The organism is Stieleria sedimenti (genome assembly GCF_025060895.1).
Taxonomy (GTDB): domain Bacteria; phylum Planctomycetota; class Planctomycetia; order Pirellulales; family Pirellulaceae; genus Stieleria; species Stieleria sedimenti.
In genome coordinates, this window is record NZ_JANZKV010000248.1 from 1 (window position 1) to 15980 (window position 15980).

Genomic DNA, 15980 nt, shown 5'->3' on the forward strand with positions numbered 1-15980 from the left:
GTGTTGCCGGCATCGGGTCCCAGGTTGATACCGCTGGCCGCGCCGCTGATCGACAGATTCGAAATTGTGACCGAATCGGTGCCGACCAGGTCGAACACGTAGCTTCCGTCGACGTTGTTGCCGCGATTGAGGATCGCGGGATTGTCAACGTTGGTCGGGCCGACGATACGGACACCGGAGTCTTCCGCTTCAATCACGATGTTGGATTCGACCGCGTAGGTTCCCGAATCGACATAGATGACGTCACCGGGTCCGAGGTCATAGGCGAACAAAATCTCGCGAATGGATGACTTTGGCGCATCCGGTGAAGTACCACTGGCCGAAGGATCTCCCGCTGCGGTGGTGTATTGGTTGTCGCTCAGGTCGGAATCGTCGGCGATGTTGACGTAGTAGGCATTGATCTGGCCCGTGATCTTGATGGGGCTGGGGGATGTCCCAATTAATCCGCTTGCGGCCTGGACTTGAACGTAGTAGCGGCCGGGTACAATCGAACCATCGACGTTGTAAAGAAACTGTCCGTCGTTAGTCGTGTCGTCGGCGAGCAGAATTGCGTCTCCGCCGCCTTCGGGAATCAGGCTGACATCAACCGTCCCGGCAACGTCACTCGTCCGCCAATGGACTTGGAACGATTGCCCCGCGGGCCAATCCGCCACGGCGGCGGGTCGAGTAATGAGCATGAACTGCGGCGGACTCTTCGAGGCCGCTGTCGTGCCGCCGTACGCACCCAGATTGATGTAACCCCCATTTTCGTTCGGCTCGTCGCCCACTGACACAGATTCGTCACCGCGGTCGATGCCGACAGATTGAACGGCGTCAACGGTCCAGGTGCCAACTGCGAATACGGGCAAACCGGTTGACGGATCGAGTACGGGCGCGGAACTCTGACCATGCAGGCTTCCGTACAGACTCTGTAAATGAAAATCGTCATCGAATCCTCGCAAGATCCCGTTTGATCCGATGATTCCATCCAGTCCAGACGGATCGACGAAGCTTGGGTCACCTACAAGGCTGGAACTGTCAGACACGCTTGCGAGTTGCCAGGCGTTGAGTGTGGCCCGCGGCGAGCCGGCCCACACTCCCATGCTTCCGTGGCCTATAACGGAGAACAGGTTGTAATCGGATCGATGAGTGAGTTGGCTGGATGCATCCAGTCGAAATGCGGTGCCATCATCAACGACAAAAATATTATTTAGGATTGCCGGTCCGCCGCCGTGGATGATATCGAGTGCCGAGGCGTCGCCAACAAGGACCACGGTGTTGTTTTTTATTTCCGTGGATGCGGCGGGATTTTTCAGCCCGATCGCGACATCGGTGATGTCGTAAATCAGGTTATTGTTAATATTGGAAACCGGATAGCTTGTCGAGATTCCGTAGTCGTTCGAATAGATGACATTTTCGCTGATCGATTCGTTGGAATAGCCGGTCACGCCGTGACGGTTCGCGAGAACACGATTGCCGATGACAGATCCCCAGGAATCGATCCCGACTAGGTTTCCATACGAAACGTTGTGCCGAATGATTCCGCCAGAAATGCTTCGGATGCCGGCTCCAGACGCGTTCCCGTAGGAGAGATTGCCGACGATCACAACCTCTCCTGAAGTAGAAAGTCCGTCGTCTGTGTTTTCGTAGAACTTATTTCCAAGTTCGAGTGAAAGGTCGTCGTTTCCGATGGTCGCGCCAGTGGCAAGGCCACTGAGTTGCATGCCGTGTTGCCCGTTGCGATAGGCTACACTTGATGTGATCACGACAGTTCCGGCTTGGTTTAAGAGCAATCCATTCCCGGCATTGTCATGGAAGATTGAGCCGTCAATGTGCCCGACATTTCCATCAATTCGCACCCCGTCGTCGTTGTTCCCCGACGCCACGATGGCAAGCAGATCGACCACCGAGCCGTTCGAGAATATTCCGTAACGGCCGTTTTCCGACGCGGTGATTTCGGAAAGTTTCAGCGAGGACCCGTTTCCCAGATAAATCCCGTCCAGTGCATTGCCGCTGACGACGAGACGCTCGGCGGTTAGAGCTGTCGTCCCATCGGTCGCGTAGAGTCCATACTCCGCATTGCTCAAGCGCAGGTCGGAGATCGTGACGAAGTCGGCATCGACAAGTTTCACCAGCGGCGCCACGGTGGTCGGACCGGCATGCCGAAGCGACGTCGTGCCCAGTTGTGCGCCACGCAGGACGAACCCTTCATCGTCTCCCACGCCCGGAACATTAGAAAAAGTCACCGGATAGAAAATTCGATAATCGCCGTTGTCTGAGAAAACATGGTCACCGGCAGACAACGTGTAGGTTCGCAGCACAGAGTCGATGGAGGGCTTGGGCGTTGATGCCAGCCGACCGGTGTTACGGTGACTGCCCGGTGCGGACGTGTATTCGTCGTTGACCGTCGATGCGTCATTGACGAAAAAGCTGGATGAGTTTTCCGGCACGCTGAACGATTCAAAACTGCGATCGAAGACGATTCGGTCGTTGGCCAGCGAAAGCTGCAAACGCAGTCCATGAGTCCCGTGATCGATACCGCTGGAAATCGGCGTCCACGAAAAACTGCCGTCATTTGCCGTCGCCGAGGTGATGGTCGTGACAAACGCGGGTCCGTCGGCGGTATCCTGCCACAGCTCGATGCGAATCGGTTCATTGGCCGGCACGTCATGCGTGTCCCAGCGAATGGTTTTCGGAACGTCGCGTTCCCAGTCGATGTACAGGTCAGGCGCTCGCAAGTACAGACGCGGGCCTGAGGCTGCATTCATGTCTGATGGCAAGCCCGCTATCGATCCCAAGTCCGGCGCGTCGTTGTCGTTGACGATCGCAAGATACGCGTCGTCAATGAATTCATGCGTACCAGCCGAACCGGCTCCGTCAGAAACCACTCGGTATTCGATCGAACGCGTCCCCGCTGGAATCGCCAACCGATCACCGACCAAGTACCAGCGATCCGTCGATGCGATGGCATTCATCGGGACACTCTTCAGTACCGAATTGGTTGCCGATCGGAAATGGATTTCCAGCCGAAGTGTCGATGGTGAAGTGTCGCTGCCATCGACCCGAACACGGATCGACGCGATGGCATCCAACTGTCCGGCGTCAATTTTTGCCAAGTCAACGCCCGCTGGAGCCAGGCCTTTCACCTGAGAAAGGGAGCCGGAGACTGCCGTATTGATCCGCAACGACTGAACGCCTTGATAGAAGGCTGTCGAGGCAATTGAACTGGCCAGCGTTGGCGAAGCGGTCCAGTCGCCCAGACCGCCATCGAACACGGGGTTCGAGATGAGGTTGGACGCGATCGTCGAATCGACTCGCGTTAACGAGTCGCCTCCGTCAGTCGCGGGTCCCGTTCGGCGCTGATTCGCCGCCGCTTGGATCAGTCGATTCGCGGAAGTCGATCCCAAAGAGTAGATGGGCTCGACGCCGAAGGGAGAAACGACAGTCGTTCCAAACGAGTTCAGATCGAACGCATGAAGGTCACTTTGCCAATCGAGAATGTCGTCAAAATTCGTCAACGAGTAGCGAACCAAATGACCACCGCCGTCGGCGTGCAACAGGTTGTGGTCAGAAAAGAAGCCGGATTCGCTGTCCGGAAACACCACCACGTTTGTTCCGCCAGTGGTCGACATGATGTTGCCAAGGACTTCCGTTTCACTGGCATTGTCATGAACGTGGACGTTGATGCCGGCCGTGTCAGAAAACGTGTTGCCAAGGATTCGCGTGCTCCGTGTTCCGTCGACATCAATGGAAAGGTCGTTGTTCCTGAATTCATTGTGCGTGATCGTTTGCATCGTCGAGGATGCAACTCCGATCTCATTTTCAGAGATGACATTGAATTCAACACGGCCCGATGCCGACACACCTGTCTGGTTCTCGTAGATTCGATTCAGATGCAGGGGGTCGTAGCCGCCAACACGCCCAACGCCGGAGACTCCGAGCCCGTTGTTGAAAATCTGTTGCCCCGCAACCAGTGAGCCGGGCACATTGAGATGAACGCCGGTCGAGTTACCGAAAATCTGGTTGCTGGCAAGAGATCCGACAACGCCGAAGCCGCCGACCGGATCAGCCCAATCGACGACCACCCCGGTATGATTGGATTCGATCCGATTGTTTCGCAACTCCGCTGGGGCGGCGTAGTGCAACCCGATCGCTGAATCGTGAAGGCGATTGTTTTCGATGACGCCGTTCCAAGCGGCCAGCAAATCGAGGGTACCTGAAATCGAGTTGTTGCGCATCTGGCCGGAGGTCACGCCGGAAACCAGGATTCCGTTTGCGGAAACGGAATTGGCAACCATCGTGATCGCGGTCGCCGTGCCGGTGAGACGTAGGCCGTTATTGAATTGGTTGTGAGCCAGAGTCGCGTTGGCCGTTGCTTCGGAAAGCGTGACGACAGAATCGAACGCGTTTCGAATAAAACTCACATTGCTGCCGCCGCGGACCGCTGTCGCTTGAACATCGACCGAGGAATCACGCAGCGTGAAATTGGTCGCATTTTCGACGGTGAGCGATCCATGGATCGTGACGTTCTGCAGCGTCACCTTGTCGGCGCCGTTGAGATGGACGATTCCGTTGATCGCCACGCCCGTTGCGCCCAGGATATGCACGCCTGAGTCCGCAGCATCGACGGTGAAACCGACGGGTTGATCGGCGACGATCACAATCCGGTCACCGGGATTCAGATCGGTGGATGCCAGAAGGTTTGCGACCGTATTCGTTGCATCGGCAAGATAGGTATTGGTCGCGTTTGCGCCTCGGGCGACCATTCCGATCCAACCCGTTCCCGCCTGTTCGCTCGACCAAGTCAGCCAAAGCTGGCCGCTGGAATCAACAGCCGTTTCGATGGCTTGGATCGTGTCCTGTTGGCGAACGACGCCGGCCCCGCTCGAGTCACCGCTGATGGACTCTTGGAAGGTGTTCCCAACCCATTTGCGGACGAAGACTTTGCCGGGATCGTTGGCATCGATTTGGTCGATCCAACTGAGATAGAGTTGGCCGACATCGGACGAAAGTACCGGCTGACGCGCCGTTCCGATCAACTGGCGACTCGGTCCCGACACACCTCGACCGATCGCGGAGTCGGTTCCCGCGAATTCCCAACTGGTTCCAGTCCAATGGCGGGCATAGACCTCGGAACCAAATTCATCGGCGGCAAGCGAATCTGTCCAGGCCGCAAAGAGCTCGCCTTGATGGTAGGCGACGCTCACCTGAGACGCAGACTCGATCGCATCGCTGATGCCTTTCACGGCGGACGTTGACAAATCCGTCCAATTGACTCCGCCGAATTCTTTGACGTGAACGTTCAAGACCGTCCCGTCGGATTGAGTAAAGCCGATCGCGAGTTTGGCGTTGTCGACATCCACCGAGTAATCGAGCACATCGTGGGTCAAGCAAACTCCGAAGCCGTTGGAAGACCCGTCCAAGCCGACCCACTGGTCCGTGGTTGCGTCGAATCGAAACGCGGAGAGATCGCGTGTTCCCGTGGTTTGGTCGATCCAGAACAACACGATGCCCGAGGCTGCTGTCACCACTTTGGGGCTGCTTGCGTTGCCGCTTTGGCTGACATTGCTTGACTGAGAAGCCGCACCGAATGAATCCCATTGCTGATCGATCGGATTCCAAACGAGGGCATGGACATCGGACTGTGTTCCCGATTGTTCCATCCACGTCACGACAGGGCGACCGCTGGAATCGATGGTGATCGATGGTTGACGAGAGGACGTTTCACTCTTCGACAGGCCTCCGTATCCGGCAGACTGATTTAACTCCGTCCATCCATTGATGGCGTCATGGCGAGCGACATAGATTTCTGAGTTTCCCGATCGATCGTCGGCCCATGCGATATAACGAATGCCTCCATCGATCGCGATCGCCGGTTCGGTTGCCAGAGCGACACGTCCACTGATTCCGTCGGGTCCGGCTGACCCATCGACGCCATTCCAGCGACCGGGCTCAGCAACGCCGCTGGGGAGTGTTGCGGCTTGTGCATCGGGAAGCAATTGGCTTGCGATGATGGGATCGGCTGTCGCAGCCGGGGGCACAAACGCATTCGGATCGGCAGCTTCACCGCCGCCGAAGTTGACGATATTGCTCGATCCCGCGCCCGGATCGATCGCATCGTCGTCGTCTTCGCCGAACAACAGGTCATTTCCACCGCCGCCGAACAGTTGATCGCGGCCGGGACTGCCCATCGTGACCAACACGGTGGTTCCAACGGCGCCGACTGCGAAGTCCCCGTACAGGAAGTCGACCGCGTTGTCATCTCCAGTGCCGGCAAACGTGTGACCGTAGAGGATGTCGTGGTCTGCTTCGCCGAGCAACGTGTCGCTGCCCGAACCGCCTTCTAGAAAATCATCTCCCAGGCCGCCATGGATGATGTCGTCACCGGCGCCACCGGACAACGAATCGTTGCCCGCGTATCCGTAGATCACGTCTTTACCAGGTCCGCCGTCCGCGATGTCGGCCCCGTCGTCGCTGCCGCGAATGACGTCGTTGCCCGCGCCGCCGAACAATTGGTCTCCGACGCCGCCACCGCCGACCAATTCGTCGTCCCCGTCGTCGCCGGTGATCAGGTCGGTTCCGACTCCACCGTCCAAGAAGTCATCGCCGTCACCGCCTTGCAGGCTGTCCATGCCGCCTTGGCCGAATAGCTTGTCATCACCGGAGTGACCGATCAGGAGGTTGTTGCCGAACAGCGAGCCATAAAGAACATCGTTGCCGGCATCGCCGTGTCCGACATCGTTTGTCCCGGTCCCCATGGAGATGACGTCGTCGCCCGAGCCGCCTTGGACAAAGTCGTTTCCGCCACCGGCGTTGATGGAATCATCGCCATCACCACCGAGGATGTGGTCTGCACCACCGAGGCCGTTGATGGTGTCAGCTCCCGCACCGCCATCGATGAAATCGCCGAAGTAGATGGAATCGGTGAAATCCGGGTCGGTCTGACTTCCTTCGTCTGATCCGGTGATGGTATCGTCGCCATCGCCGCCTCGAAGCACATTTCCGACTCCGAAACCAGCGACCAGCACGTCGTTGCCCGAACCACCATCGATCAGGTCAATGTTCAATCCACCATCGATCGTATCGTTGCCTTCATTGCCGAAGAGTTGATCATTACCGCGCTGTCCAGAAATCCGGTCGTCATCGTCGCCTCCGGAGATGGTGTCATCACCGTCACCTCCGAGCAGAGCATCTCGTCCACCGCCACCGAGGATTGAGTCAGCTCCCAATCCGCCATCGATCCAATCGTTGCCGTCCCCGCCGCGGATCGTATCGGAACCTGAACCACCGTCAATCGCATCGTCGCCGGCGTCACCATCGATGGTGTCATTCCCGGCACCACCGAACAATTGGTCGCTGCCGATGTCACCCAACAGGACATCATTCCCATCGCTTCCTAAGAGCGTGTCGTCACCGGAGTGTCCCAAAAGCGTGTCGTCACCGCCTTGCCCATCGATTCGATCGTCGCCATCGCCTCCTTCGAGTCGATCGTCGTCCGTACCGCCGTCGATCGTGTCGCGTCCGGATCCGCCATAGATTGTGTCAAGTCCGTCATCACCGTTGAGAGTATCTTGGTCCGGTCCCCCGTAGATCACATCGTTGCCCGCGCCGCCGTGGGCGGTGTCGTTGCCTTCGCCCCCGAGAATGGAGTCCGCTCCGCCGCCGCCAGAGATGTTGTCGTTTCCGCTATCTCCGTATAGGTGGTCGACAGCGTTATCGTCTGCGTCGGCGCTGCCATGACCGTGCAGCGTGTCCGCCCCGGAGCCGCCGCGAATGAGATCGGATCCGCCGCCGCCGGTGATCAAATCGCCCGCTTGTCCTCCCTCAAGTGTGTCATTCCCAAGGCCACCGTGGATGGTGTCGGCATCATCGTCTCCACGTACGAAGTCGGCTCCTTGGCCCCCATCGATGGAGTCCATTCCGGCTCCGGCATAGATCACGTCATTGCCGTTGCCCCCGTTGATCGTGTCGTGATCGACACCGCCAAAAATGAAATCATTGTCGTCACCACCGTCCAGATAGTTGGAGCCGGAGACGGCAGTGATTTCGTCGCTTCCGCCTTGCCCATAGGCATGATCGTTCCCCGTCCCGGTCACCAAAATGTCACCGAGGTCGACTCCGACGAATGACTCGGCGTATCCGTACAGCCGATCATTGTCGGCGCCACCGTCAAGATGATCTGCACCCGCACGTCCTTCGAGAACGTCATCGCCCGCCCCACCGAGCAGTGTGTCGTCGCCGTCGTCACCGATCAGTCGATCGTTACCTTGGAAACCTTCCAAATAGTCATCGCCGGCGCCGCCCTCTAAGCGATCGTGACCCGAACCGCCATTGATGTAGTCGTTGTGACCACCACCGCGAAGGGTATCGTTGCCCGCGTGGCCTCGGAGGATGTCTTCACCATCATCTCCGTCGATCGTGTCGTCATCGGCACCGCCGTAGAGCCAATCGCCGTCGGCACCGCCATGAAGGATGTCATTGCCGTCGTCGCCCTCAATCAGGTCTCTGCCGCTATCGCCAAACAGTACATCATTTCCAGAATTCCCACGAAGATAATCGTCTCCGGTACCGCCGGACAGAGTGTCGTTGCCCGATCCTCCGAACAATTCATCGTTTCCGCTTCCGCCCGATAGAGAATCGTTTCCATCGCCTGCCCTGAGCGTGTCGTTACCGCTTCCCCCGGTCAGGACATCGTTGCCTCCGAACGAGTGTAAGTAGTCATCGCCGGAGCCGCCGTCCAAGATGGCGGGGACCGGCATCTGACCGAAGATTTCGATGCTGTCGTTTCCCTTTCCACCGTCGCCGATGATCAGGGAGATCGGAACGGAGCCGTCACCTACGATTTGCTCGAAGCCGAAAGCGCGGACAATCGCATAACCGACGAATGTCGTCTCAACGGAGATGCTTTCGTCAAGGTCAGACAAATCACCGGTCAACCGCCGCGTCGATCGTGGTCCAATATTGAGTCGCAGCACTCCCAGTGCGTCGACTTCTGCCAGTATCGGTGGATCTTGAATACCGCTGCAATCGGGCAAGAGGCCGCGAACCAGGTGGAGATCACGTTCTCCACGGGGAATGGAAATCAACGGAACGGGGCCGCTGCCGAAGCGACCAAAATTGTAAAAACCTTCGACGAAGAGAGACGAACTTCCGTTGACCTCGACGGCGCAGGCGAGTGCCCCCTCCGGATAGTCCTTGACAAAAACCTTGCCGTCACCATCGGCGTCCTTCAACCGGAGTTGCGAGTCTAAGTGAAAGCCTCCGCGAATACCGACTTCCGAATCCAGGTCTTTCACGACTTCAATCGTCTGCGTGACCCACTTGACCACTTTACTGAGATGTTTCCCAAGCGTCTTTTTGACCCGTTCTTCGATGTAGTCCGTGAACGGAACCGCGATTTTCACCGCTGCGATATCGAGTGTTAAATCGACTTCAAAATCTAAGTTTGTTTGATCCGGAGAAGATTGAATGAAGGTGCCACCCAGATTTCGTGTTCCAACGCCCAAGTCGATATCGAATCGCAATTCACCACTGATTCGACTGGCAAGCTCTCCGGACAACAAGACCGCGGCGGACAGGAGTGGTCCCGCAACGGGCACAAGCGGAATCAATGCCGCAGCCGACGCCGAGAAGATCGGTAACAACTGGCTGAGTTCAAAGTGGCGGCTTCGATTGATCGTGGTCGACATCGCAAAACGCGGCCCGTCGAATTGCATGATGGTGACGGGGCGACCGAGCAGCAGTTGATCAAAACCATGTTGATTTCGAATCAGATCAAACGATAACGATGTTCCATCCTTGGTGTGAATATTGCTCAATTGAATCGCAAAGTCACCCGCTGCGTTGTCGAAGTCGGTGACGCCAGGTGCGGGGCTCGTCAATTCAACCGTGATCCAACTCGGATCATTGCAGGTGGAATCGCTCCTCGTAACGATTTTGGGAGGAGGATCCTCGAAACCGGTCAAAGCCGCGCAGGCAGGCCCACTCACCATGGGATCCCGCATGACGTCAAAGTTGTTCGTGTGGAAGTTGAATCCCCCGATCGGAATCTTGATGCCAACTTCAGGCCCGTTCGATGCGACGGCAAGGATGGCATTGATTGCGTTGCGCAACTCGCCGATTTCAATGGTCGCTTCGACTGGGAAGACGTCGAAGATCGTTAGATCTCCGAACAGGTTGCGCATGTCGACATTGACACCACCGCCTGGAAACAAGGGTTTGTTTGCATCCTCCAACACGGCATCGAACAACTCGGCGAACGTCTTCATCGCTTGAATGTCGGGCGTGATAAAGGAAGCGATCGCCACGGAGACATCGAGCTGCAAATTCGTAAACGCGACTTGCGTTTGGCGGCCGCTGATCGACTTGATCATTTCCTCAAAGCTTGGCACGCTCGTCGTGGTATACGCAGTCGTTGCCCATGTGACCGAAATGTCACCGCTGAGCGCCGGTTCCAAATCCTGCCATCCCGGGTCGGATGCCGAGTAGGGATTCGATTTGGAATTCGGGTCTGACGCAGTAAAGGAAAACGACGTCGTCGGATTCAGCGTGACGGCAACACCACCGACCGCACCAAAGGTGTTGAGCACCGTTGGATCTGCGGCAATTGCCCCCGCTAGTTTCTTGACCGTCGCGAGCGGAGTGTTACCGATGATTGACGGTGGCAAATTCAGTTCATGTTGCTCAAGATAACCGTCGCCATTTCCGTTCGCGTTCGCATCGGTAAGATCAACTCGCACCTGTCCGGTTATGTCGAGATCGGGTTCCTTTAAAGTCACCACCATGTCTCCCATTAGCCCAATCAGCGTATTGTCGGGCATCGTGAGCGACATCAGGGAAATGACGATCTCATCGGCAAATGAGGATTGCAGCCAAATATTGCGATTGGCAAGGAACCCCATCACCAGGTTTAAGGTAATCTCTCCTCGGAGCATGGCAGTGGGAGGCGAGGCGACAGAGAATCCTGGTATGCCGGTCGAGGGTAGTGGAAAAGAATGATTGAACTGAAACCACGACCTGGTCGCTTTGTTTTTGATGGACCCTAGATTAATACAGGTCACGGTGCCGATTGGTGGATCCGCAACCGTTGCGTTTCCGAAGCAGGATCGAGTCCCCGCCTCTTCCGGCCCACCATCTTCGGTTTCGTTTGCCATCAGTCCTAGCGGTGACGGGTCGGGCTCAACTAAAGCTTCCAGCACCCGATTGATCGCTGCCAAAGATCGATCACCAAGCGCGAACTCGGCCTCGATCGCAGCGGCGATCTGTTCGCCCACGTCGCCGAAGGGCTGAATTTGAAGCAAAGCGTCGCCGATCAACGGCAACGGCGCGGCCAACGATGTCGTCGAAACCGTGACGCTGAGCGTGTTGAACATCTCGCGAATGCGGTTGGGAACCTCGGACATGTCCGCCGTCGCATCCATCCCACCCGCAATCGTCGCCAAATCAGGGGTCGTCTGGATCACCGGTTGCATCGAGCTGGATGATTGCGAAATCTGGAGCGAAGGCAACAAGACAGGCGCGCCACGCGGAGAGGCGATTGGGATGATCGACGAGGCCGTCACACTTGACGTCGCGGATACGGCGCCATCATCGATCTGACCGCTGCGCCATTTGTTGTCGACACGCGGTACCAGATGAAACGAAAACGGGGCCGGTCCGCCGCTGCCGTTGCCCAGCTGAAAGCTTGCGCCAACGACATCGATGGCCACAATCCCCGCCTGGCCGGCAAACGACAAATTGGACTGGTCGATCTTGAATCCGAGGTCCACCGACGAATTCGTATGCAAGTAACTGATCGGCGCCGCCTCGGAATAGAGGTCAAAACCGAAAACCAGGCGAGTGTTTTCGGTCACCACAACCGGCAGCGTCTGTCCGCCTACGCTACGAAGAACGTCGATTCCCGCCAAATCATCGGCGACGTCTGTCGAGCTTGGAGCGTATTGTGACAATGGAATTTCGAAAGCAGCCTGAACGGTGTGGTTGTTCGGTTCGAACTGCACGGTGAAACGCAAGTCGTTCACCGCAGTCATGCTCCAGGTCACATTTTGAACCGGAACCGACAAGGCGTTGGCGATCACCGCGCGGGAATCCTGCAGCGTAAACTCATCGCCGGACACAAGTGAATCAACGCCCGAATAGGTTGCCGCCGAAACGCCCACAAGATCCGCGAAGCGGTCGCGTGTAAACGTCATCTCCGATTTCAATTCGTCGGATCGATCGACAGCCTGCAAGAACTCCAACGCGTTACCCAGAGCGGCGACGAAATCCTGCGGAGACAACTGCTCAAAGTACCGCAACTCATCGAGATCCTGATAAGCGACGATTGTCACATCTTCAGTGGAAAACAGATCTGCGTCCGTCACACGGATCGACGGCGCGACACCAGACAAGGTGACCGCGTTGTCCGTGACCTGCACCGGTAGGTTCAACTCGGATGAACCGCTCGTCGTCATGGACCACGTGTTCGAAGTTGCGTTGAGTGAATCGAAGAGTTGATTGACCGTTTGAGCCGATCCAGGTTGGAACTGGAATGACGTGTCGACCGTTGCAGCACCGGTCCCTGACACAACCCCTACTTCGACCATTGAATACGATGCATCGGCAATCACATCCGTGATTGCAATGCTAGCCGAAGCCGTCCAATGGGCTTGATTGAGCCGTATGCGATCATTTATCGATGGCAGTGCAAGCGCCAATGCAAGTGGTGGTGACGACTGCATCGTGGGCTGGATACCCAGTTCTGTTTCGGCAACGCCTCCAACGATTGTCGTCAATTGGAGTGTCGATCCATGACCAACCGAATCAGAGCGAAAAATGAGGATGTCGTCATACAATGAAACGCTTGCTGGCACGTTGACGGCAAACAACGCCGCGTTGAGATCATCGATCAATGATTGACGTGACACGTTATCCTGAGTTGATGCTTGCGGAATCGTTACCGGAACGGCAATCGCTCCGTCAACCGAAATGGTGAAAGAAGCATCACCTGAGAGGATTCCGTCTGTCGGCAGCGCGACCTCGGTAAGAATCGTTGCGGAGGTTTCGGCCGCCGCCGTCACCAGCCCCAATTCCGTTACCGTCGTGTCGCCTGGTTGTGTCGAGAGAAACAAGACGGGTGCCTCGGATTGACCTGTCACATCTAATCGAAGGCGCCCGCCGTCAAGTGACACGTTGACTTGAGGTAGGCCAGACGCGATGAACGCATCGGTCAAATCGCTGACCAGATCACTGGGACTGGTATTTGTCGCATCGACCGGAACGGTCACTTCGATCGGGTCTGAATCATTCAACGACACATTGAATCTGGCCGCCTGTGACAGGAGGCCATTGCCAGGAAGATCGATCGCACCGAGAAGCTGGACCTCAAACGGCGACAGATCGACAGAAACTTCCAGCACCATTTGTCCCAGTTGCCCTGTCACCGCGCTACCGCCACTGCCGACAACCTCAGAAAGTGGTCCGAGTTCCGAAAGCAGATTAAACTGCGACTCAAACGATGACAGCACCGCACCGCCGACAGGAATTTGAAAAGTGAGCACGTCGTCGTACGACGTATAAACGGGATCAATCGCGCTCAACGGTACGCCGAGTGAGTCAGCGAGTGAACCAAAGAATTGCTGAAAGGTGTCGACCGGGCGGCCGCTTCCAAACAACGGTTCGATCACCTGAGTGCGGACGATGTCACCAAGTGGAAACACGTCATGCATCTCAACTGGATCGCTCAGAGGCAAGGCTTTGGCGAACAACTCCTTTTTGGCCGAGGCTCCGATCCAATCCCCGATATCGCTTAATGAGACTTGGAAATCCAGAGGATGCAAGCGGCGCATCGCGTCCACAACAAATCGATTCGCTCCGTCAAGCTCGGTCAAGAAATCTGATCCATCGATGGTCGACGAACTCCATGTGACGTCCGCTCCCGACAAATCGAGGCCTGCGATTGCCGGACCCGCGGCATCGACGGCCAGCGCAAACCGGCCGTTGATCGGGTTTGATTGAACGGTCGCCGTTGCAAGCTGGTCAAATTGGAAATCGAGTAGATGCGCGAGCGTCAAACGATCTGACTCATCGGAGGGATCATTTGCAAACTGCAACTGAGCGCCGGCGGTCCCGCTGAATTGTTCGAGTTGCAAATCGACATCCAGGCTGCCTAGCACGGCGGAAACTTGGACATCACTTGTGACAAAAGAGTAATCCCAGCTCAAATCGATCGGCCGCACATAAAAGGCCTCCTCGAACGAAACGGCGTCCGATTGCGTCACACCAAATTCGACGTCAAATTGTCCGGTGACGACCAATGTGATCGTTCCGAAAGAACTTGACGGGGCCGCTTCGATGAGACTTCGTGCAAAGGCATTGTCGGCGGCGAATTGAAAGACTGACTGCTGGCTCCATTGGATGGATTTTTGGAACGCGATTGCGTCGCTGCGGTCAACAGTACTGGCGCCCAGGGACGCGGCCAGCCCGGCGGCTGTTTCGAACGCATCCGCCGTCGAATCAAAGTAGTGGTTTGCAAGTGTCGTCACCTGGGACTGAAACATCGCATCGAGATCGACGACATTTCCCAGATTTGGTGAACCGCCGGACAGGGGATCGCGAAGAAACGAGATCACAGACGATAGTCCAGTCGGCTGCTCCGGAGTGCTTAGCCACTGGGTGAATCCGGCAAGCCCTTCGCGAAGCCCGCCTCGCTGAAAATCTGAAATTGCCGCTCCGTCAAGAACGATTCGCTGTTCCAAGAGCTGTAAGCGTGGAACGTGCCGCCTACGTCGAATTTCTGCTCTGCGTTTTCGATCAGCCACCACCACACGGTTTCGTTTCATTTGTATTTCTGAGGAAGTTGTTTGCAATCACGCGATGGATTACCGCCAACATTGAGGCCGTCCTCATACGAAACCCTTGATTGATGAGTCGTTCTGGTGGAGCCGTTGTCGCTCGGGAGAAACTCGCGGCACGGTTGACAGTCTCGATTGACCGCCCCGTCAAACAACGCGTCACAACGTTGTCGCGTCGCGACCGCGTTACCAGTTTTCAAAGTCGGGTTCGGATCGGACGATCGCACGCAAGTTCGACCGATTCATCGGATCAGCGTGCGAACGATGGGCCTGCAAAGCCACTCCTGCGAAACACCAATGACTGAGAGGTGAAAGAGCAATTCACACAGAGGTGAGAAAGCTCTCGCGCATTCTACGCAACGAAGGCCATCGCCATATTCAAGATTCGCAGAAGAATCGGCAAATCGTTTCGAGGTGTCATTGCGAGGACGAACCGGAGATCAGGTTCGACGAAGGTCACAAAGCATGATGAGAAGCGATTTTTGGGTCATGCCCGCAATCGGCGCTCGGTGTATCGAGCATCGGGGCGCTGCGGTGCAACGCCCCGATGCGGACGGATGTTCGAAGTGGAGCAGCTTCCGAAGACGGTTGACCCAGAAACCGTCGTCAGTCGCATTGAACGCTCCGACCCCTCTTTTTAAAAAAGGGGGACAGGAAACGATTCCCGCAAAACGTTTGCCTACGTTCGAAATCCGCCTGTGTTTCAGTGTTTTCGCTGGATTTTTGCCTGGTTCGGTCGCGTCGGCCACCGTCAGGTCCAAACCATAAAAACCGAAATAGCCGCCAATCAATGCTGCTGTCAATGGCGATCTGTTTTCGGAAAACCATCCTTTGCAACTCGCGATCGACAAGCGGACGGATTCACTCCGTCGGGAATCACTTGCGAGCGGCCCGCTAACGAGTTCATCCAACTGACAGGCATGGGTGTTCACGCATCTTAAGTCACTCTCCCAGAGGGGGTTCTTCGTGGATTTTAGTGGCTAATCGCTCAGGACCCAGGTTTTTCGAGGCATTGCTGCGATGTCCGAATGGGGAGAGCGAGGACAAACGCTCGGTTCAAATGCCCCTCCGCCGACACGGGGGCCGGCGGAGGGCACGAAGCACCTTCGCCGCATCGCAGACCAGGTGATTCCTTGGCGGGGTGCTCCTCAGCAGAGCCCGCCTCCGCTT

2 protein-coding genes are annotated in these 15980 nt (G+C 56.6%); both read right to left on the reverse strand.

Annotated features, from left to right (window positions below; all coding sequences use genetic code 11):
- On the reverse strand, positions 1-14588 hold a 14588-nt coding region (locus NZK35_RS27930), incomplete at its 3' end, for a right-handed parallel beta-helix repeat-containing protein (RefSeq protein ID WP_259635816.1).
- 662 nt (positions 14589-15250) lie between these two features.
- Positions 15251-15613: a hypothetical protein gene (locus tag NZK35_RS27935; RefSeq protein WP_259635817.1), complete on the reverse strand. Its 363-nt coding sequence runs from the start codon at positions 15611-15613 to the stop codon at positions 15251-15253.
- Positions 15614-15980: the final 367 nt, after the last annotated feature.